Below are 20,666 nucleotides of genomic sequence, written 5' to 3' on the forward strand. Positions count from 1 at the left end.
ATAGGAGTCCTGTATGAAGGAAAAAGGATTTAATATAAATTTATGGTCCGTGATGATATTTGTCCTGATGGCAGTCATCATGATTCTTTTTGGCGCCAGGATGCAGGAGGCGGACCGTCTGGTGCGCGCGCAGACGCAGATAGAGATGAACCGGAGGATGTGCGAAAAGGAGGGGCAGCGTCTGGCAGATGCATCGGACTATCTGACCAATGAGGCATATCATTTTATTGTCACAGGGGATGAAACACATCTGGAAAATTACTGGAATGAAGCCAGGGAAGCGAGAAACCGGGACAAGGCAGCCGAAACCCTTGGCTCCCTTTCACTGACAGAAGAGGAGCTGGCCCTGGTGGACCGGGCCAAGCATAATTCCGACCGGCTGATGGAGGGAGAGGCGTGGGCCATGAGGCTCAGGGCCGACAGTCTGGGCATGGACCGGGAGCAGATGCCGGAACGCATAAGGGATGTACTGTATGAAAATGGGGAAGAGTCCCTTTCCTCCGCGCAGAAGCAGGAGCTGGCGGCCGGGTATATCTTTGGGAAGGAGTATACCTCTGCCAAGGAGGGAATCAAGAGGGATATCACGTCCTTTCGAAGGCTTTTGCGGGAGCGGAAGGAGGCAGAGCTGGAGGAAACCGTCCGGCGGACAGGGGATAACCTGAGCGCTGCCAGATATCTCATGATAGGGCTGATTCTTACATTCTGCCTTGAATCCATTTTGTTTTACTGCCTGATTATCCGCCCCTTCTCCCACTACACGCGTACCCTCGGAATGATGGATGGAGAAGGATTTGCCGCCCTTATGCCCATGGGCGCCAGGGAGACAAGGGGATTTGCCAGGGCATTTAACCGGATATACGGGGAGTGGAGGGAGCAGACCAGACGCTTGGAAAAGGAGCGGTACCGGTTTCATGTTGCTTTGGAAAATACGTGCGTGATAGTCTATGAATACGATGTGGACTCCGATACATATTCAGCCTTTGGAAGCCTGGAGGACCTGCCTGAAGCAGGGGACAGGCTCCGGCAGGAGTATACCATTGACCGGTTCATGGACAAACATGTGCTGGATATTATGGGGCAGCCGGGTTTTTCCTATTTCCGTGCCATTTTAGAATGCGGTGCGTGGAGGGAGGCAGAGCTTCAGTTTGATTCCATGACCGGCGGCGGCCGGAAATTCTGGGTAAAGATTACAGGAACCCCGGTTCAGGATGAATCACATAAGGTGACGCGTGTCATTGGCAAGATAACCAACATCCAGTCTGAAAAGGAGAAGGAATTTGCCCTGGAAGACGCCCGCAGCCGGGACGGACTGACCGGGCTTTACAAGCGCGCAGCCGGAATCGGCAAGGTGAGGGAGTACCTGGCCGGTAAATCACCGGATGAGGAATGCGCCCTGATGCTCCTGGATATGGATGGGTTCAGGGAGATAAATGAGAAAGAGGGACAGGTGTTTGCAGATGCAATCCTGCAGGATGCCGCGGATGTCCTGAGGACACTTACTGCGCCTGAGGATATTCTTGTGCGTCTGGGCGGAGATGAATTCATGCTGTTTATTGGAAACTGTCCAAGGGACAGGGCCGGCAGCCTGGGGGCGGAACTGGCCGGTAATATCCATGAACTGACAGCCGGATGCAATCCCGACCTGGAGATATCAGCCAGCATCGGAATCTGCATGACCTCGGTGACAGATGAGTACAGCGGCCTTTACCGCTGTGCAGAGAGTACTCTTAAGTATGCAAAGGAGCATGGGAAGGGTCAGGCTGCATTTTACATGGAAACCTCCAATGAGGTGGGGCGACTGCTGACCCAGATTTACCCTCAGAGCCATACCATTAATAAGATAGACCGGCCTGACGTCATCCGGGAAGACCTTACTGTATTTGCCCTGGACCTGTTGGGTAAGTCCAGGAATCTGGACGATGCCATCCTGCTTCTGCTGGCCAGGGTGGGCAAGGTATGCGGGCTGGACCGGATTCTCATTGTGGAAATGGATTCCGGTTATTTAAGCTGCCGTCCCATGTACCAGTGGATACGCCGTCCCTCTGACCGGTTGCCGGAAAAGCCGCGGTATATCACACAGGAGGAATTGGAGGCTATTTACAGGGCGTATGATGCGGACGGGCTGTGCCAGCAGCGCATCATAACCAGCAGAACACATATGGAGAGTATCCTGCATGCGGCTATATGGAATTATGGCCAGTGTGTGGGAGCCATGAGCTTTGAGGTGGCCCAGGCACATTCCTGGACCCAGGCAGAGAGAAGGCTGTTAAGCGAGCTGACCAAAATTATCTCGTCCTTTATACTGAAAGCCAGGGCGGATGCTGTGAGCAGGGCCAAGACGGATTTTCTTTCACGGATGAGCCATGAAATCCGTACTCCCATGAATGCAATTACAGGTATGACCATCATTGCCAAGGCAGTACCTGACAATCCGGCAAAGACCATGGACTGCCTGAATAAAATCGAAGCAGCCAACCGGTATCTGCTGAATCTGATAAACGATGTGCTGGATATGTCCAGGATTGAAAGCGGAAGACTGGAGATTCATCCGGCGCCTGTAAATATTGACCGCATTGTGGAGAACCTGGACTTTCTTATACGCCCACAGGCATCTGAAAAGGGCATTGGCCTTTGGGTTGACAACCAGTTTGCCATGGGACCGGCTGTATATGCAGATGAATTAAGGTTAAACCAGATACTGGTGAATCTTTTGGGAAATGCAGTCAAGTTCACGGAAAGGGGTGGGACCATTACCCTTAGGATATGGCAGGAGCAGCAATCAGAAAGGGAGACAGTGCTGCATTTTTCCGTGTCTGATACAGGAATCGGCATCAGCCGGGAGGCACAGGGACGTATATTCAATGCCTTTGAGCAGGCAGACAGCGATACGTCTTCCAATTATGGAGGCACGGGTCTGGGGCTGACGATATCCAGCCGTCTGGTACAATTGATGGGAGGAAGCCTGGAAGTGGACAGCCGGCCGGGACAGGGCTCTGTATTCTTCTTTGCCATACCCCTGCCGTATGCACAGAATGAGGAAAAGAAGCTCACGGAACAGGCGGGACAGGATGAGACTGTGTTTCATCCGGAGGGAAAGCGGCTGCTGCTGGCAGAGGACAACGAGATGAACCGGGAGATTGCAAAGGAAATATTGGAGATGAGCGGATTTTCAGTTGAGACGGCTGTCAATGGAATGGAGGCAGTGGAACGGTTCGCCGGACAGTGTCCCGGCTACTATGATGCTATCCTCATGGATATCCGTATGCCGGTTATGGATGGAATGGAGGCAGCCCGGAGAATCCGTACCCTTGGCAGGCCGGATTCCAGGACTGTGCCAATTATTGCCATGACAGCCAATGCCTTTGACGAGGATATGAAGAAATCCCTGAGAAACGGCATGGACAGCCATCTCTCCAAGCCCATAGAGGTGGATGTACTGTTAAAGACGCTGGGGCAGTTGATTGGCGCCAGGGAGCATATTTGACCGTGCAGCCCGGCCAGGAGAGCGTGTCCGGCCGCATCAGCCCAGTCAGGAGAGCATGTCCGGCCGCATCAGCCCAGCCTGGAAAGTACATCCGACAGTGTCAGGACAGCCTGTTCCAGCCTTCCCATATCCTCAGACCCAAGTTCCTGCTCCAGTTTATCCACAAATGAGGTGTCCTTATAAATCTTGTCTGCCATATAATCCTTGGCGCGTTCTGTTACCTCTATGATGATGCAGCGGCGGTCATGTTCCGTGGGAAGCCTTCTCACAAAGTCATGGCTGCACAGGATTTCAATCAGCTTGGTGGCCTGCTGTTTGCTGACATTTAAATGTCGGGTGAGTTCCGTCATGGTCATGGGACCCTTGCGGAGAAGTACCTGCAGACAGAAGTAGGTTTCCAGGCTCATCTTATCCTTCATGAATGCCTTGAAGGGTTTGTCAATTTTATAATGCCAGTAGGGAAGCAGACGGAGCAGTTCCTCGGTAAAATTTTTGTTATCCATAAAATCCTCCGGTCCCATCTGTGGTCATCCGCCCGGCAGCCATAAAGCAGGAGTACAAAGCTGTGCCCCAAAGCTGCCTTATGCGGTCATTGACAAACAGGTGGGATATGATTATAATAATTAGTAAACTAAAGTGGACTATCAATTGAAATGTACTTATAGCTGCTTTCAGCTTACAACATTTTTAAAGCAGAATCAAGAGGAAGAAGGATAAGAATGGCAGAAAATGAAAAGAAAAAGATGACTTTATGGGAACAGGCCGTGGAAAATGCCCTTCGTTTTGCATTTAACCTGGCCTTTGTATTTGTATTCCAATCCATATTTGGTGTGCAGAATGTGCTTCCGGGGGTGGCAATCGGTGTGGGCATGACCATGTTCCCGGATGGGTATATCGGGGTGAAGCCAGTAACCATGGCCGGAATCATCATTGGATTATACTGCGGCTGTGTTCTGGCCGGACAGACCGCATTGATGCCGCCGGCAGCAGCGCTTGGGATTGATTTCCTGTTTGTCCTTCTTATTATGGTCCTGACCTGTGAACCGGCCATGTATAAACCGGCCATCAGTTTCCTGCTGTGCTTTGTATTTGCCCAGTCCACGCCAGTACCGGCAGGGGCATTTCCCATACGTCTGGCAGGCGCGGCGGCAGGAGGCGCAGCGGTAGCGGTTACCACGGTCATAAAATGGTACTGGAACGGACATGGAAAGGACGGACGCAGCTTAAAAGAACAGATACAGCTTTGCACGGTCAGGAAAGGCTATATCCTCAGGATGTCCGTGGGAATAGCGGCAGCCATGTTCATTGGCATGGTACTTCACCTGAAAAAGCCCCTGTGGATCAGCATAGTGGTAATGTCCCTGACACAGCTCCATTACCATGAGACCTTGGAACGCATACGCCACCGTTTCCTGGGAAATGTCCTGGGAATTTTGTTTTTCGTGGTGGTATTCCGCATGCTGGTGCCGGAGAGCTGGGCTTTTGGCATGGTATTGTTTCTGGGATATATCAGTTTTTTTACCTCGGAGTATAAATACAAACAGATAGTCAATGCAGTGTGCGCCATCAATGCTTCCCTGGTGCTGCTGGATACATCCACAGCCATTGAGAACCGGCTGCTCTGTCTGGCTGGCGGAGCAGGGATTGTGCTGATTCTGTATTTTGTGCAGAAGCTTGGAAGGGGTATGATGGGCATGAAGGTTTCCCGGGGCCCTTTGTTATTTAAGGGATATGCCGGGAAAGGAACAGAGAAAGAATGTCACGAATAAATGGAATTCTTTCAAGGGATTTGATATAATGGAGGAGGATTATGTAAAAAACGAATAAGACGCACAGCCGCGAACTGAGGAGAAAGCTGAACAATGCAATGTGGGAAAGGCTCCCGGAAGAGGGAATTGCGCTGGATGACAGCCATGTTGCAGAGTGGCAGTCCACAACCGAACTGCTGCTCAATCCGCTGACCATGAACTGCGGTCAATGCGCCAGATGTCATGGATGGACCACGGACAGGGAGAAACAGGACCCGGTGACAGGACTGTGCAATGGGGCCACTGTGAACGGTGAACTGCTATGTGACGAATGCCTGCCAAAGGGGCACAGATGGGCGTTCTAACGCCTGCTTCGAAATCAGCCAAACAGGCAGCACAATCGACATGGCGCTGCTGGAGGAAATTGTCCGGACCGATGGAAATGGCCGGAGGACGGCTATTCAGGGTCCTGCTTTAGAAGGGCCACATAACCGTCCACGGTTCCTGCTGTCTCATACCCCTGTTCATGGCAGCTGTCCAGCAGCTGTTCCAGGTCTTTTTCATATCCCTTTCTCAGGTCCACCACCATATAATCAGCCCCATGCCTGCTTGTGAGCAGATAGACTTCATCCCGCATGGAAAGCTGCGGCAGGAAAAAGGTGGAGGACTTTACAGAGGCGTCCTGTGGAATCTGTTCCAAAAGGGCTCTGGCCTGGGCGGCCTCCTCCCGGTGGCGCTGATACAGGCCGGCATAGTTTGACTTGGCGTACATTACGTTTCCGGTGAGAATAAGGCCGCACAGCAGGCCCCAGACACAGACAGCGCCCGGAAACCAGCTCTTATATCCGGAATGCTTCCTGCGTATTCCGTTGGATGTTTTCTTCATATCCCGGAAATTTACCAATGCAAGATAGATGAGCAGGGCCCCGGAACCATAGGTATACTGAAAGTAGACAGAGTGCTGGTACTTATAATTGGACATGAGATTGATGAGTACAAAGGGAATGAGCAGGGTCCATTTCTGCCAGTTCCTGGTCATGAAGGGGAGGAAACCCAGCGGAAGGAGCATTTGGAGGAAAAACAGGATTTTGTCCTTCTCTGCAATCTGGGACAGTACATAAGCGGGATTGACCAGAATGGTCTTAAACATGCTGACTAAGCCCAGACCCTTGTCGGATATGAAATTGTCAAACCGGTTTATCATGGCTCCGTCCCCAAACCGGTTGATGTACCAGATGGCCATGCAGAAATACACACATGACGCCAGGAAGACAATGGCTCCCAGGCGGTGCTGCTTTTTCCACAGGAACATGTAAAGGCCGATGCAGGCAGCATAAACAGGGGCATCCTCCTTTACCATAAGGAGAAGGACGGCAGAGGCCAGCAAGGATTTAAAATGGCCTGTTTCCAGAAAATACATGCACCAGAGAATGATAACGGCCAGGAATTTATTTTCGTGGAAATCATAAAAACATCCGCCCATAAAGGCGGGGTAAAAGCAATACATAAGACCGAAACACAAGGTCTGCAGGCGGGTAAGCCCAAATGACCGGGTCAAAAGACACAGAGGAACCATCCCGCTTATGACAATAAGTGACTGAAGCACCAGCAGGGTCTCCGGCCTGGGGACCAGTTTGTAAAAGGGCAGCAGCAGGTAAAAAACAGGCGAGAGATGGACTGCAAAGTGGGATAAAAGCCCGTCGCGCTCACAGGTGGTCAGAGGGGACAGACCTTTATCCATGTAGTAATACATCTGTGAAAAGATTCCGAAGTCATAGGCCGATGCATAATTAAGCCGGTACCGCAGCACTGTCATGACAGCGGTAAAGGAAAACCAGGCAGCGGCCGTGATGGTGAGGATTACCAGCAGCTTTTTACCGGTAAGCCATTGTTCCATGGTTTTTATCATAGTATGAATGTTTCCTTTATCATCAGGGTGGCGATGTACATAAGCACACTTGGAGTCAGGGAAAAATGAATCCGGGAGCGGGCAGTGGGAAGCACGCAGGGAATGGCCATGCAGAGAAAGATTCCAATCCAGATGCCCAGGAAGCTTTCCAGGGAAATCTGCCTTACAAAGTCCAGGGTCACAAAGGGGACATGGCTGGACAGAAGATACATGGTATTTGTCATCAGCCAGCTGGCAATGGCCAGTTTTCCAATGCAGCAGAGCAGAGGCGGCCGGGAATCGTGTTTCATCGTTTGAATCATAGGGTTCTCCTCCTTTAAACTGTATAGTAATCATCCCATTGGTAAATGTAAAGATGTCAGGTGCAACTGTAAGAAAAATTAGAAAAACCTTAATAAAATCCGCCGTCTCCGGGCTGATTATGCAGCTGTAAAAAAAGTACGGATATACGACGTAAATGCGGATATTTATCATCAGGAGGAGAGGAAATGAGAAAAAGGAGCGGTAAAAGAAATAACAGATATATACAGCTGACAGCCCTGGCCCTGTGCGCTGTGCTTGCAGGCGGAGGCTGCAGCGCCCCTGCGGGAGGTGACGGCGCCAAGGGACAATCCCAGCCTGGGAGCAGCCAGCAGACCGTATCCGGCACAAATGACGGGCAGGGGGTAAAAAAGGAACCGGCTTATGTCTATTATATCAAGGATGCCAATCTGATGCGGGCAGATGTGAACGGGAATATGGAACCGGGGAAGAATCCGGTTGTGCTGGCAGAGAAAGCAAGCATATGGGCCAACCTTAAAACTTATGATGATGTGAAGCTGGCTGAGGACGGCAGCTTTTCCGTGTTCAATTTTGAGACTGGGGACAGCTGGTTTGATTATAATGAGAAGTTTATTTCTGTCAGGGAAGAGGACGGGAAAACGGAAGACATCATGGAAGGGGATGCGGTTGCTGAGATGTGCGGCAGCACTCTGTGGATTCAGGAGCCGGATACAGAGGATATATTTTCGGAGGACCTGAAAATCAACCTCTATTCCTACCGGCCGGGAGAAGGGAAAAAACTGGCTGTGCCCGACATCTATGGATTCTATCCTGCAGAGGAAGGGGATAATTTCTGCTTTAGCAGACTGAATGAAAGCGGGGACGGACAGGCCCTGTACCGCTATCAGGACGGACAGGAAATTCTGCTGGCAGAGGAAATGGACTTTGCGGGGCTGAATAAGGATGCTGGAATCGTGTATGTGGAACGGGCGGTTGACAAGGGAGGGGATTACTGGCATGAGCTGGCGCGGATTGGTGCGGATGGTTCCATGGAGGAAATTCTTACAGAGGAGGACCATGCAGCCAACTATTATCTGGCTCCGGAATACGGCAGCCTTTACTATCTGGCGCCTGGTGATACCCAGGATACAGATACCTATAACAGAAGCTCCCTGTATTTCTGTTCAGACGGAGCGAAAACCCTTCTCACAGACAAGTTTTCCATGGCATATGAGTTTGTGGGGGACCCCATGTTTACGGACCAGGCTCCGGTATTGTTCTACCTATGCAGTGAAGGCAGCCAGTCCCAAGGGCTGTTTGCGGCAGTGGGGGACCAGGTGACGGAAATCCGGCTTCCCGGTATCCAGGATGACTGGCTGCATGAGTACTCCTGGATTATGACAGAGGGGGACGGGGCCCTGTATATGACCGTGGCAAAGCTGGATGATGCATTCCAGTCAGCTGAAAGCTGGATATACAAATTCAGCCTGACTGACAATACCCTTACCAGTACCCCGGAATGCGTGGCGGAGGGATATGCAATTGACATCCAGAAGGTGACGGAGGACGGGATTTTTTATTCGGAACATAAGGATACATGGACATTATATTGCGACGGAAAAAAAATACTGGATAACTATTGTCCGGGTACTTTCTTTGAGTCAGGGGAACAGGGAGGGGAATACTTTGCGTTTTGCGGCAGCGGACAGGAGGCTCCTGACCTTATGAGGCTGACTTCTGCCGGTTCTTCCAAGGTGTTCGATGAACATGTGGTCCAATGCGAACCATATGCAGGCGGAATGGTCCTTCTCTCCGGCTGCAGCGGCAGCTATCCTTATCTTGGAACCCTGAAATTTTGCGGAGAGAACGGATTTAAGGTGATTGATGAAGGCATTACCGGCTTTTTCCAGCACGACGGGGAGAAGTTCATGGATGCGGTTCCAAGGGAATGGGACTGGAGCGGACAGCAGGCCCAGGAGGAGGAAGAGCTGGAATTGGACCCGAATCACGACCCATGGGGAAGGGCGGATATAGAAGACAGTACATTCCATCAGAGAACGTATGGATTTGAAATAGATTTGGCACCGGAGATGGAAAAGGACAGCAGCTTTACAATATACGGCTACGGAGAAGAAGGCGGCATTGACCTGCGCTGCTGTGAGGAAAGCGGAGGTGAGAGGTATACATTATCCATGACGGACTCCCCTTATAAGGCGGATGAAAATGCAGCGGCTTACGGCCGGAGGAAACGGGAAGAGCTGGTGGCCGGCCTGAAAAACATGGGCCTGGATTTTGACGGTGAAGTGATGACGGTGGACAAAGCAGAGGATATTACGCTGGACGGGCGACGGGCTTTCAAGCTGACGGTCCGGCAGAATACCCTCTATGAAACCACCTATATCGAGTACATTGTGCCGGATGAAGAAAACGGGCGTATGATTGAACTCTCAGGAGGCTTTATGCCGGACAATGAATACAGCGGCAGCCAGGACATGGAGGCGTTCCAGTCTTTTGTGGAATCTATGAAATGGGTTTAAGGTCCACCACAACCAGCTCCGGCGGATTATAAATACGGGGCAGCCTGTTCAGGCACAGTCCCCGGCTGACAATCAGGGAGGTGGAGCCCAGGACATACTGTCCCCCTGCATACCGGGGAAAGAAGCCCTGGTGAGGAGCCAGAAGTCCGCCCGGACAGCCGGGAATACGGAACTGTCCCCCATGGGCGTGGCCTGCCACTACCAGGTCGAATCCGCTGTCCCTGTAATATTTGGTGAGTTCCGGACGGTGGGACAGCAGGATGGAGTAGATAAAAGGGGAGGTGCGGGAACAGCAGCGCCAGAATTGTTCCTTCCATCTGGAATCCAGCTTTACGGAGTGGTGGGAGTCCGTAAAGGCGTGGGGGTCATCCACCCCTCCTATAATCAGGGGCTGGCCTTTGATGGATGTGCGGATTGTCCGGCCGCCAAGGACAGTGACGCCGTATCGGGTGAACATTTTCCGGATATCAGGTATCTGGTGAATCCACTGCTCATGGTTTCCCGTGACATAGTAGGTGGGATACCTTCCCTTTAAGCCCTCTAAAAGCAGTAAAGTCCCCTTATGGGGGACTTTGTGGTCGGCAATGTCGCCTGCCATGAGAACCAGGTCAGGCCTGTGGCTGTGTATGGCTTCCAGCAGCGGCTCCTGGGCGCTGCCGTAGATGGTGCTGTGCAGGTCTGCAATCAGGGCTGCCCTCAGGGGGCTGGCCAGCTTCCTGGTGTATTCCGTGTAACGGCCAATTGTGAGGCCGCAGTAAAATGGGTTTTTAACATGTGCGTTACTCTGCATATCAGGCTCCTGTCTACTCATCATCGGACATCTCATAAGGCAGCAGCTCTGCCAGATAGTGTTTTTCCCTCAGGGCCTCCTCTATTTCATCCAGTATTTCCTCCTGTTCGGCGCTGACATGATGGAAGTGGTAGCCTGATGTGACATTCATGAGAGGGGCGGATTTCCCTGTCCTTATATTGTTCATGAACAGCTGTACGTCGCGGCGGTTCTTGATGTTAAGGGGGGCTGACATTTTTCCGTATACCCGGTGATTCACCATGACATCCAGTACAATCCCCCCCAGGTCCACAATGGTGACCAGCTCATCCTCTGTCTGCTCATTGGTGTGGCAGACCTTAAAGAGACGGGACGCCTGCCTGGATTCATTGAGGACATATCCGCGGGCAGTGGAGAGAATGGGATAACCCATGGTGCGCAGCAGGGCGATATCCTGGACCACCACCTGGCGGCTGACACCGGTTTCCCTGCCAAGGGCCCCGCCGGACAAGGGGGCGGAGGCCTGCCTCATCATATCCAGAAGCTTCCTGCGTCTCTGTGCTCCGTTCATCACATCTTCCATGTTCCATTCCCTCCTGTAATACATAGTCCTGCCTTAATCCGCCAGCACCTCCAGATGCTTCAGACTGATATCCAGAATCGGAGCCGAGTGGGTCAGGGCGCCGCTGGAAACATAATCCACGCCCAGCTCCGTAATGGTCCGGATGTTTTCTTTTGTCATGTTGCCGGAACACTCGGTTTTGGCCCGGCCGTCAATATAGCGTATGGCTTGGGCCATCTGCTCCGGCGTCATGTTGTCCAGCATGATGATGTCGGCGCCTGCATCCACCGCCTCCTTCACCATGTCCAGATTCTCTGTCTCCACCTCTATCTTGCGGACAAAGGGAGCATATGCCTTTGCGGCAGCAACCGCCTCCCTGACGCCGCCGGCCGCATCAATGTGGTTATCCTTTAACAGAACGCCGTCGGACAGGTTGTAGCGGTGGTTCCGTCCGCCTCCAATCCGCACCGCGTATTTTTCAAAGATACGCATGCAGGGCGTGGTTTTCCGGGTGTCTAGCAGCATTGTCCCGGTGCCCTTAAGCATTTCAGCCACAGAGTGGGTATAGGTGGCGATGCCGCTTAGGCGCTGCAGATAATTCAGTGCCGTCCGTTCACCGGACAGAAGGACGCGTACATCTCCTGTGACCGTGGCCAGATGCTGGCCTTTTTTTACTGCATCGCCGTCCCTGACATCAAAAACCACACTGGTTTCCGGGTCCAGAAGGGTAAATACACGCTCAAAAATCTGCAATCCGGCTATAATTCCGTCCTCCTTACAGATAAGCTGTACCTGTCCCTTTTTGTATTCAGGCATGACTGCGTTGGTGGATACGTCCTCACTGCTTATGTCCTCCTCCAGGGCAAGACGTATGTATTTGTCAGCAACAAGCTGCATGGTAATTGGATTCATAATCAGTTCTCCCTTTCTGGCTGTTTTCTATTCGTTCTGCGGCTTTTCCGGCAAACACCAGGCTCTCTAACAGGCTGTTGCTGGCCAGACGGTTCTTCCCGTGGACCCCGTTGCAGCTGGTTTCACCCACTGCATACAGATGCTCCATGGTGGTCCTGGAATCCAGGTCCACCCATATACCGCCCATAAAATAGTGCTGGGCAGGCACAACCGGAATGGGTTCTTTTGTGATGTCATACCCCTCCGCAAGACATGTCTCGTATATATGGGGAAAATGTTCCAGGATGGTTATCCGGGGCACGGGGGCAAATGACAGCCAGACATGCCTGCTTCCCTCTTTATCCATCTCAGCCTCAATGGCCTGGGATACCAGGTCCCTGGGCAGAAGCTCATTGACAAAGCGCTCTCCTTTACTGTTTAAGAGTACAGCCCCTTCACCGCGGGCCGATTCCGAGATGAGAAAGGACCTGCCCGGTTTTTCCGTGTAAAGGCTGGTGGGATGAATCTGCACGTAATCCAGGTGCTCCAGCTTCACGCCGTGCGCCCGGGCAATGGTCAGCGCATCCCCTGTAAGACAGGGAAAATTGGTGGAATGCCGGTAAAGCCCCCCAATCCCCCCGGTGGCCATAACCGTGTCACGGGCATGGATGAAGAGGGCGCCGCCGTCCCTGGTCCTGGCCTGGATGCCTGCACAGGAGCCGTTTGCAGTCAGAATGTCTGTCATGACCGTATATTCCATGATATCCACATTGGGGAGCGCGGCTGTCCGTTCCTGGAGGACCGTGGTAATGGCCTGGCCGGTGATGTCCTCATGGAAACAGATTCTCGGCCTGGAATGGGCGCCTTCCTTCGTATATTTTAAACTACCGTCCTGGTTTTTGTCAAATCCTACCCCAAGCTCCAGCAGATGACGGATAACGGCGGGGCTGGTGCGTATCATCAAGTCCACGCTTTCCTTCCGGTTTTCGTAATGGCCAGCCTTCATGGTGTCCTCAAAATAGGAATCATAGTCCTCCTCATCCCGGAGCACGCAGATGCCTCCCTGGGCCAGCATGGAATCGCAGGTATTCCTATCCTCCTTGCATATCATCAGGATATGCAGGTCCTCCGGCAGGTTCAGGGCCGTGTAAAGCCCTGCTACCCCGCAGCCTGCAATCACCACATCACAGTATATATGTTTTGTCATTTCCTATGCCTCCTTTTGGAATCCGCCGCCCTGAATTTACTGCGCCAGCTTAAGCATCTGTTCCAGGGCCCTGCCTGCCGACGGGACATAGGCTTCCGGCACAGATGCCTGGTTCTGTCCGGTACGAAGGACATGGATGATTTTATCCAGGGTTATTTTTTTCATATCCCGGCAGACTGGTTCCGTGTCAGGAAAATAAAACTCTTTGCCGGGATTCTGCCGTTCCAGTTCATAGCGCACGCCATTTTCCGTACATATAATGAATTCCCTGGAGGAACTTCCGGCAGCGTATTTAAGTATTCCGGCAGTGGAGCCGATATAGTCGGCCAGCTTAAGAACCTGGGCATTGCATTCCGGGTGGGCCAGTACCTGGGCGTGGGGATGGATTTCCTTTAAGGCAGATACCTCGCCGGGGGACATATGGTCGTGGACAGGACAGCAGCCCTTTACCAGCATCACATGCTTTTCAGGCACCTGTCCGGCCACATACCGGCCCAGGTTTTTATCCGGTATGAACAGAATGTCCTGGTTTGGCAGGTTCCTCACAATCCGGACTGCATTGGCGGATGTAACGCACACATCGGACCAGGATTTGATTTCTGCCGTGGAATTGATGTAACAGACCACTGCAAGGTCCGGGTATTCCTTTCTGTATTGTTCCACTTCCTCCCTTGTCACCATGTGGGCCATGGGGCAGTCCGCCTGTGCGTCGGGCATCAGGACCACCTTGTCCGGACTCAGCAGCTTTCCGCTTTCGCCCATGAAGGAGACTCCGCAGAATACCAGGGTCCTGTTGCCAAGACCCGCGGCCACCTTGCTTAAATAGAATGAATCTCCTATGTAATCTGCCATTTCCTGCACCTGGGGGTCCACATAATAATGGGCCAGGATGACGGCGTCCTGTTCTGCTTTTAACTGCCTTATTTCTTCCTGCTTCGTCATAATTTCCCCTGTTCTGCCGGCATTGATGCGCCGGCGTTTTTTCATTTGGCTTTCTGTTTGTGTCTGCAACAGTATAGCATATATATTTACATGTGACAAGACACATGGCGGGTTAATTTTTTCACCGAAACAGGGCGGTCAGCGTAATTGTAAGGATTATTAAAGAAAAGTTCAGCACTGAAAAAAGAGGATATGGTAGAATTAGGATAGGAATCATGCCGGGCCTTTTAAGGACGAGGCCCAGCGTTCGAAAAGGAGGATTTGTATGAGGAAAATCCGCGGAATAAGAGCCTGTCTCATGTTTGCGGCTGTAAGCCTGGCGGCCTGCCAGCCTGCTGACAGCAACACAAGGGACAGACAGGAACAAACCGGGGCTGTCAGGGAACAGGACGGCCAAGGACAGACGGAGCCGGAAAATGGCGCCCGGGAGACAGCCGCAGCGGAGAAGACGGCAGCCGGTCCGGTGACAGAGAACCAGTGGCAGATGGTTCCCGGTTACGGCATATGCAAACAGGGAGAGCCGGTTCTGTATGTATTGGATATGGATGCCAGCAGGCTGAAAACAGATGGGGACAGAGTCAGTGCAAGGCTTCTCTCCGCGGTATACCAGGACAATGTACTCAGCGTCAAGGTGAAACTGAGGGATGATACCGTGACCCTGATACCGGATGAGAAGGTGAAGGAAATTTTGGAACAGGAGGAGGAGAACCGGAAGAAGCAGGAACAGGGACTTTATGTGCAATGGGATGACAGCTATTTCTGCATTGACAGCGGGAAGAACCTATATGGCCGCAGTGCTTTTCAGGACAGGTTACGGACCGGGAAAAAGGCGCAGAAGGAAAAGGGCGCAAGGGCGGTTACCTTTGACCGGATAAAAGGGAAGGGAATGGACGGCCTGGGTTTTCAGCAGCAGAGGAACAGCACCTCCTGCAATGACAACGGAAAAGGCGGCTACTGCATATCCACTGTGTCGGAAAAAACCATAGGGAAGGAGTGGTTTACACTGGCTAAGCCGGAGGGCGTCTATGAATTATGGCTGGAGGGCTTTCAGGAGCCTATGAAGATTGTTTTTAAGAAGGCGCCCTCCTATGTTTCGCTGGAGGATATAGAGGGAATGGTGGTGCATGAAGGATTTTACGGGATGGCTGAGGGGGAGGTGGAGGATGAGGGACTCAGACTTACCACCTATACCTACTCGCAGGATGGATACAGAATCGGATTCAGCCGCGGGAAACTGATGGCAACGCTGTCGGACGGGAAAACGTCTGAACTGGTGCCTGCGCGGGGGGAACAGCTGACCACGTCTCTGGACCAGCTCTCTGGCATCCAGCCCAGAAGCATACAGGAGACGCTGTACAGGATACCGGAGGGAACGGCTGTTACGGAAGCATACCTGCATGCAGAGAAACCTGTTGTCACATCGCCGGAACAGGGAGCCGTACTGGAGATTCCCATTCCTGAGGAACGGCAGTCCCTGGACGAGGCAGTGGAATTCAGGGACTGCAGGATATACCTGAACGGAATCCGTCCCATGGATGAACTTTATGAATATGGTACGGATGAAAACGGGGAACCTCTTACCAGACATATGGTTTATATCAATGCCAGGGCCGAGATGAGGGATGCGGATAAGACTCTGTACTATGTGAATGCGGTACAGCCGGAGGAAGGCCAGGAGGGAGGGACCGGCGACCCCTTTAAGACAGTATACGCCCAGGCGGATATGGCAGGGGCAGATAAATATAATGCAGGAGAGCTGGCGGGATTTAAGGCTTTTTATCAGGAGGGGGACTCTGTAATCAGACTTCAGCTCCAAAGTCCTTCCTACAGGTGGAACCAGGAATTTGTATTGCCGGTACAGATGTGACCGGACGGAGAAGGAGGAGACTGTTTGCAGAACGATATCAGGAAAAATATGCTGGCTCTGGGTACGGCCGCAGCCATCATGGCTGTGGGAGGGATGGCCGGGTGCAGCAGGACAGCACATATGAATTCTGCGGCCGGGACTGTAACCGTGGCTGCGGTGGAAACCACCTCCGCAGCGGAGCTGACCGAGAAACCGGCGGAGCTGACCGAGAAACCGGCGGAGTTGACCGAGAAACCGGCGGAGCTGACCGCGAAACCGGCGGACCTGGAAAAGATGTCCGACAATCTGAGCCTGCTGGGAGCTGATGGGATTGAGCTGGACTACGCAGGTCATGGGCAGATTGTATTTCATAGCTTTGCGGGACTGTTCCAGTGTATCAATACAGGGGAAGGGTGGAAGATAAACAGGACCCTGGACCTTAAGTCCCTGGGAGCAGGCACAACACAGGGAGACAATTATTCCCTTATCACAGCAGATAAGGACAGTGCTTTTATATCGCCGGAATGCTATTCGCCTAAAACGGAGATGCCGGTGACATACCGGTATACATTTGCCGACGGCAGCCTGGAGCTGAAGGGTAGGTTTCAGGAAAAACCGGATTCCATTATGCAATGGAGCCATTCGGAAGAGGCAATGGCCATCCGGGAGACAATCCGGGAAATAATCCGGGAGCAGGCAGGGCAGGAGATTCTCTGGATATCCAATCTCTGCCCTGTCATGGAAACGGATGCCAATGTATACGGGTTCGTTACATTGGGAAACGGCGGTCTGGAAACACTGGGCTACGGCCTGTACTGGATGGAAACGGACCGGCTTGAACTGGCGGCCATAGAGCGTCCGTAAAATAGATGGAATAAAGTGTAAACGCCCCTCAGGGAGGCCTTGCGGCCGCATTCCCGGACAGCTGACAGGTATGCAGGCTGGCCGGGATTTTACTTTATTTTTTCTTAATTATCCGGCTGTGCTATTGATTTTGCCAGCCACTTATGCAACAATTTATGGATGGATTCAGAGAAAGTATGCCTGAACCAGCATAATTAAAGAGAGGAAATATAATGAGAAGCAGAAGGAAGAGAAAAAAAGCAAGGGCAGTCATTATCCTTCCCGCAGTCCTGGCCTGCCTTTTGGCTGCAGCCGCGGGCACAGGGTTTTTATGGTTTTCAAAGTCAAGGGACAGCTCCGGGCCGGCTGCGCCGGATGAACGGTTCATGGAGTATACGGGATACCTGTCCCAGGGAAATTATGAGGCCATGTACCAGATGCTGGATTCCGAAAGCCGTATGAACATCAGCAGGGAGGACTTTGTAACCAGGAATAAGAACATATACGAGGGCATAGGCGCTTCTTCCATCCAGGTGGAGATTACCGGGGTGGAGGAAAAGAATCAGGAACAGGGGATTCAGACCGTCAGCTATGAGACCAGCATGGAAAGCTCTGCCGGCGCCATCCATTTTTTCAACCAGGTGGATTTTAAGCTGGAGGCATCTTCCGTGGAAAACGGAACAGGCAGCCATGGTGAAGAAAAGAACAAAAGGAAAAAGGATGGGAAGGAAACAAAGGATTACAGGCTGGTCTGGAGCGACCGTGTCATATTTCCCAACCTGAGCTGGAACGACAAGGTACGGGTTGTGGCGGACAAGGCTATAAGAGGAAGCATTCTGGACAGAAACGGTATCATGCTGGCCGGAAAGGGCAGCGCGTCCATGGTGGGTCTTGTGCCGGGAAAGATGAGCCGGGTTGGGGACAGCTATTCAGAGGACGACTTAAGCCGTCTGTCAGAGCTTTTAGGGATTTCGGCTGACAGCATCCGCAAAAAGCTGTCGGCCGGGTGGGTAAAGGACGATTCCCTTGTTCCTGTCAAGACGTTAAAGAAAGTGGATGAGCTCAACCTCAAGTCTGCTCTGCCAGAGGAGGAGAATGTACAGAACAGGGCGCTTCAGGACCAGCTTCTGACCATTCCGGGCGTCATGATTACGGATACGCCTGTCAGGTATTATCCCCTGGGCGGGAAAGCGGCCCATCTGGTGGGCTATGTACAGAATGTGACGGCCGAAGACCTGGAGGAGCACAAGGGGGAAGGCTATCTGTCAGACAGCGTTATAGGCAGAAGCGGAATGGAAGGGCTGTTCGAGAAGGAACTAAAGGGCCAGAATGGACGCATCATATCCATTGTCACCTCCCAGGGAGAAGAAAAGCAGGTGCTGGCCGCTATCCCCAGGATTGACGGCCAGGACATCACCCTCACCATAGACAGCAGCCTTCAGGAACTGGTGTATGATACATTCCAGGACAGCAAAAGCTGTACAGTGGCCATGAATCCCTATACAGGGGAAGTTCTGGCCCTGGTGAACACGCCCAGCTATGATAACAATGACTTTATCCTTGGCATGTCGGAGGCAGCCTGGGCAGCACTGAATGAGGATGAGAGAAAACCCATGTTAAACCGTTTCCGGCAGCGTTTTGCCCCCGGCTCGTCCTTTAAGCCCATTACAGGCGTCATTGGCCTTACCTCCGGCGCTCTTACGCCGGATGAGGATTTCGGGGAGGCAGCAGCAGGGCTAAGCTGGCAGAAGGATGCGGGCTGGGGCGGTTATTACGTCACTACCCTTCACGGATACAGTCCGGTTAACCTTAAAAATGCCTATATCTACTCAGATAACATATATTTTGCAAAGGCAGCCCTGAAAATCGGCTATGATAATTTCATGGCGGGACTGGACCGGCTGGGATTCAACCGGAAACTGCCCTTTGAAATCTCGGTTGCGGAATCCCAGTACTCCAATACGGAACGGATAGAAACGGAAATCCAGCTGGCGGACAGCGGATACGGCCAGGGCCAGATGCTGGTAAACCCCATTCATCTGGCATCTCTTTACACCATGTACCCCAACCGCGGGAAGGTTCTGAAGCCCTATCTTGTGTATAAGGACACGCCGGAGCCGGAGGTATGGATTGAGGATGCCTGCACGCCGGAGGCGGCAGAAACCGTGGAGGACGGGATGAAGGCTGTTATCCATTCAGAGCACGGCACAGGACATGCTGCCATGCGTTCTGACATTACCCTGGCAGGAAAGACTGGAACCGCTGAGATAAAGGCATCCAAGGAGGACACCAGCGGCACGGAACTGGGGTGGTTTGCCGTGTACACGGCTGATGGGAACATTCAAAATCCGGTTCTTATGGTCAGTATGGTGGAAGATGTGAAGAACGCCGGAGGAAGCGGACTGGTGGTCAGAAAGTCCAGGGATGTGCTGGCAGCTTATATACCGTCCGGCCAGTAGTCCGTCCGGGTATAGTTCGTCCGGTATATAGTCCGGCCGGGTATATAGCCTGTCCGGTGAATAATCCGGGCGGCAGGACAATCCGGAGCAGCCGGCATATACTATAAGTGAGGAGGTAATCAACAGAAACCGTGTATCGGGGGATTGGAGGGGAAATCAATGCCTATGGATTCATTTTCATCAGAGGGGATTTTACGGAGGCTCATCAGGCTTCCCTACCTTCCGCTCTATATCAGCGTGCTGAATGCAGCCGTGGAGCTGGAGGTTTTTTCCGGCCTTACCCAGAGAAAGAGCGTAAGGGAGCTATCAGCGGAGAGAGGGTGGGATGAAGACAATACCCGGTATTTCCTGGATGCCCTTTACTGCCTGGGATTTATCTGGAAAAGGGATGGGATGTACTGCAACTGCAGGGAAACAGACCGGTATCTTGTAAAAGGCAGGCCGGAGTACATTGGAGGCCATCTGGCTTTTAACTGTGCAGAGGAGTGCATGGGATGCGGGGAGTTTAAGAAGCTGGTTGAAAAAGGCCCCGGCGGCGGCCGGGGACCGAAAGGGCAGCCGGACTTCCGGCAATACGTACAGAACATGCGGGAATCCCAAATGGGGTTCCGGCAGACTGAGATACAGGGAATCGTAAGGGAGCTTCCGGAGTACCCGGGTATCAGGAAAATCCTGGATTTGGGCTGCGGAACAGGACTGCTGGGGCTGGGAGTGATTGGGGAACGGGAGGACCTGACAGGAATCCTATATGACCGCCCGGCCATGGAACCGGCTATCCGCGAGTCCATCCGTCTGACCGGCCTGGAAGGGAGGGCAGCGCCCATGACAGGGGATTATCTGACGGACGACATAGGAAAAGGCTATGACCTGATTCTGGCCATTGCCACCCTGAGTTTTGTGGAACAGGAACTGGCTGCTCTTATGGGGAGGCTCTGTGAGGCCATGAATCCAGGGGGCGTGCTGCTGTGCTATTCAGAGGGAATCGAGAGGGATTGTTCAGGCCCGTGGGACATGATATTGGGCTGGCTGCCTTACAATATGCAGGGATATAACCTGGGGATTAAGAAGAATGAAATCGCAGAGGCTGCCATGGCAGCCGGATTCAGGAGCGCTGAAAAACGAACCGGTATTTATTCCACAGGAAACGTGGACGTGGATATATTCAGAAAACAGGTGTGAAAACCGGATAAGCAGACATAGGGATGAGC

16 protein-coding genes are annotated in these 20,666 nt (G+C 52.5%); 8 read left to right on the forward strand and 8 right to left on the reverse strand.

Translation table 11 applies throughout. From position 1 onward, the window contains the following. The first annotated feature begins 13 nt into the window (after positions 1-13). The gene (locus tag I2H39_RS00375; RefSeq protein WP_195625534.1) at positions 14-3,484 is read left to right on the forward strand and encodes an ATP-binding protein; all 3,471 of its coding nucleotides are present in this window, start codon (positions 14-16) and stop codon (positions 3,482-3,484) included. A 68-nt stretch (positions 3,485-3,552) separates the two neighbouring features. Here the strand turns inward: I2H39_RS00375 and I2H39_RS00380 are convergent, their stop codons facing one another. Beyond that, the gene (locus I2H39_RS00380; protein ID WP_195625535.1) at positions 3,553-3,987 is read right to left on the reverse strand and encodes a MarR family transcriptional regulator; all 435 of its coding nucleotides are present in this window, start codon (positions 3,985-3,987) and stop codon (positions 3,553-3,555) included. A gap of 216 nt (positions 3,988-4,203) precedes the next feature. Here I2H39_RS00380 and I2H39_RS00385 point away from each other — a divergent pair, with 216 nt between their 5' ends. Together I2H39_RS00385 and I2H39_RS00390 are read left to right on the forward strand one after the other, a co-directional pair. Then, on the forward strand, positions 4,204-5,253 hold the full coding sequence (locus I2H39_RS00385; RefSeq protein ID WP_227146864.1) for an FUSC family protein: 1,050 nt from the start codon (positions 4,204-4,206) through the stop codon (positions 5,251-5,253). Between the two features lie 98 nt (positions 5,254-5,351). After that, on the forward strand, positions 5,352-5,597 hold the full coding sequence (locus tag I2H39_RS00390; RefSeq protein WP_227146867.1) for a hypothetical protein: 246 nt from the start codon (positions 5,352-5,354) through the stop codon (positions 5,595-5,597). Between the two features lie 92 nt (positions 5,598-5,689). Here the strand turns inward: I2H39_RS00390 and I2H39_RS00395 are convergent, their stop codons facing one another. Beyond that, positions 5,690-7,141, reverse strand: coding sequence for a DUF2079 domain-containing protein (locus I2H39_RS00395; RefSeq protein ID WP_195625536.1), 1,452 nt, complete (start codon positions 7,139-7,141; stop codon positions 5,690-5,692). Further along, complete coding sequence (locus I2H39_RS00400) at positions 7,138-7,443, reverse strand: hypothetical protein (RefSeq protein ID WP_195625537.1); 306 nt, start codon at positions 7,441-7,443, stop codon at positions 7,138-7,140. Before I2H39_RS00400 ends, I2H39_RS00395 begins: the two co-directional genes overlap by 4 nt. Before the next feature lie 186 nt (positions 7,444-7,629). Here I2H39_RS00400 and I2H39_RS29000 point away from each other — a divergent pair, with 186 nt between their 5' ends. Next, positions 7,630-9,939, forward strand: a complete 2,310-nt coding sequence (locus I2H39_RS29000; protein ID WP_227146870.1) for a hypothetical protein — start codon at positions 7,630-7,632, stop codon at positions 9,937-9,939. Here I2H39_RS29000 and I2H39_RS00410 read toward each other — a convergent pair. Genes I2H39_RS00410 through nadA form a run of 5 tightly spaced genes read right to left on the reverse strand, consistent with a single transcriptional unit; the run spans position 9,923 to position 14,355 of the window. After that, positions 9,923-10,729 carry a metallophosphoesterase gene (locus tag I2H39_RS00410; protein ID WP_138307271.1) on the reverse strand — a complete coding sequence of 269 codons (807 nt, stop codon included), beginning with the start codon at positions 10,727-10,729 and terminating at the stop codon, positions 9,923-9,925. The two genes, I2H39_RS29000 and I2H39_RS00410, sit on opposite strands and share 17 nt — an antisense overlap. Before the next feature lie 13 nt (positions 10,730-10,742). Then, on the reverse strand, positions 10,743-11,291 hold the full coding sequence (locus tag I2H39_RS00415; protein WP_195625538.1) for a transcription repressor NadR: 549 nt from the start codon (positions 11,289-11,291) through the stop codon (positions 10,743-10,745). Between the two features lie 33 nt (positions 11,292-11,324). Beyond that, positions 11,325-12,182 carry a carboxylating nicotinate-nucleotide diphosphorylase gene (gene nadC, locus I2H39_RS00420; protein WP_195625539.1) on the reverse strand — a complete coding sequence of 286 codons (858 nt, stop codon included), beginning with the start codon at positions 12,180-12,182 and terminating at the stop codon, positions 11,325-11,327. Continuing rightward, a complete protein-coding gene (locus I2H39_RS00425; protein WP_195625540.1) occupies positions 12,151-13,368 on the reverse strand; it encodes an L-aspartate oxidase in 1,218 nt (405 codons plus the stop codon). The genes nadC and I2H39_RS00425 overlap by 32 nt, the downstream gene beginning before the upstream one ends. Before the next feature lie 36 nt (positions 13,369-13,404). Continuing rightward, entirely contained in the window at positions 13,405-14,355 is a 951-nt protein-coding gene (gene nadA, locus I2H39_RS00430; RefSeq protein WP_330640928.1) for a quinolinate synthase NadA, read from the reverse strand. Positions 14,356-14,575: 220 nt separating this feature from the next. Between nadA and I2H39_RS00435 the strand changes: the two genes are divergently transcribed. The 4 genes from I2H39_RS00435 to I2H39_RS00450 all read left to right on the forward strand — a co-directional run bounded on the left by I2H39_RS00435 (position 14,576) and on the right by I2H39_RS00450 (position 20,637). Next, a complete protein-coding gene (locus I2H39_RS00435; protein ID WP_227146884.1) occupies positions 14,576-16,177 on the forward strand; it encodes a hypothetical protein in 1,602 nt (533 codons plus the stop codon). 24 nt (positions 16,178-16,201) lie between these two features. Continuing rightward, a complete protein-coding gene (locus tag I2H39_RS00440; RefSeq protein WP_195625541.1) occupies positions 16,202-17,020 on the forward strand; it encodes a hypothetical protein in 819 nt (272 codons plus the stop codon). A 212-nt stretch (positions 17,021-17,232) separates the two neighbouring features. Beyond that, positions 17,233-19,458: a penicillin-binding transpeptidase domain-containing protein gene (locus I2H39_RS00445; protein WP_195625542.1), complete on the forward strand. Its 2,226-nt coding sequence runs from the start codon at positions 17,233-17,235 to the stop codon at positions 19,456-19,458. 159 nt (positions 19,459-19,617) lie between these two features. Then, entirely contained in the window at positions 19,618-20,637 is a 1,020-nt protein-coding gene (locus I2H39_RS00450; RefSeq protein WP_195625543.1) for a methyltransferase dimerization domain-containing protein, read from the forward strand. The last annotated feature ends 29 nt before the right edge of the window (positions 20,638-20,666 follow it).

Origin of the sequence: Clostridium sp. 1001283B150225_161107_B6, from assembly GCF_015556325.1 — a bacterium.
Lineage (GTDB): Bacteria > Bacillota > Clostridia > Lachnospirales > Lachnospiraceae > Enterocloster.

Bases quoted from the DNA above. Each gene is read 5' to 3' on its own strand.
- nadA (WP_330640928.1), bottom strand. From the start codon at position 14,355: ATGAAAAAACGCCGGCGCATCAATGCCGGCAGAACAGGGGAAATTATG.
- I2H39_RS00435 (WP_227146884.1), top strand. From the start codon at position 14,576: ATGAGGAAAATCCGCGGAATAAGAGCCTGTCTCATGTTTGCGGCTGTA.
- I2H39_RS00400 (WP_195625537.1), bottom strand. From the start codon at position 7,443: ATGATTCAAACGATGAAACACGATTCCCGGCCGCCTCTGCTCTGCTGC.
- nadC (WP_195625539.1), bottom strand. From the start codon at position 12,182: ATGAATCCAATTACCATGCAGCTTGTTGCTGACAAATACATACGTCTT.
- I2H39_RS00390 (WP_227146867.1), top strand. From the start codon at position 5,352: ATGTGGGAAAGGCTCCCGGAAGAGGGAATTGCGCTGGATGACAGCCAT.
- I2H39_RS00380 (WP_195625535.1), bottom strand. From the start codon at position 3,987: ATGGATAACAAAAATTTTACCGAGGAACTGCTCCGTCTGCTTCCCTAC.
- I2H39_RS00375 (WP_195625534.1), top strand. From the start codon at position 14: ATGAAGGAAAAAGGATTTAATATAAATTTATGGTCCGTGATGATATTT.
- I2H39_RS00450 (WP_195625543.1), top strand. From the start codon at position 19,618: ATGCCTATGGATTCATTTTCATCAGAGGGGATTTTACGGAGGCTCATC.
- I2H39_RS00410 (WP_138307271.1), bottom strand. From the start codon at position 10,729: ATGCAGAGTAACGCACATGTTAAAAACCCATTTTACTGCGGCCTCACA.
- I2H39_RS00385 (WP_227146864.1), top strand. From the start codon at position 4,204: ATGGCAGAAAATGAAAAGAAAAAGATGACTTTATGGGAACAGGCCGTG.
- I2H39_RS00395 (WP_195625536.1), bottom strand. From the start codon at position 7,141: ATGATAAAAACCATGGAACAATGGCTTACCGGTAAAAAGCTGCTGGTA.
- I2H39_RS00425 (WP_195625540.1), bottom strand. From the start codon at position 13,368: ATGACAAAACATATATACTGTGATGTGGTGATTGCAGGCTGCGGGGTA.
- I2H39_RS00445 (WP_195625542.1), top strand. From the start codon at position 17,233: ATGAGAAGCAGAAGGAAGAGAAAAAAAGCAAGGGCAGTCATTATCCTT.
- I2H39_RS00415 (WP_195625538.1), bottom strand. From the start codon at position 11,291: ATGGAAGATGTGATGAACGGAGCACAGAGACGCAGGAAGCTTCTGGAT.
- I2H39_RS29000 (WP_227146870.1), top strand. From the start codon at position 7,630: ATGAGAAAAAGGAGCGGTAAAAGAAATAACAGATATATACAGCTGACA.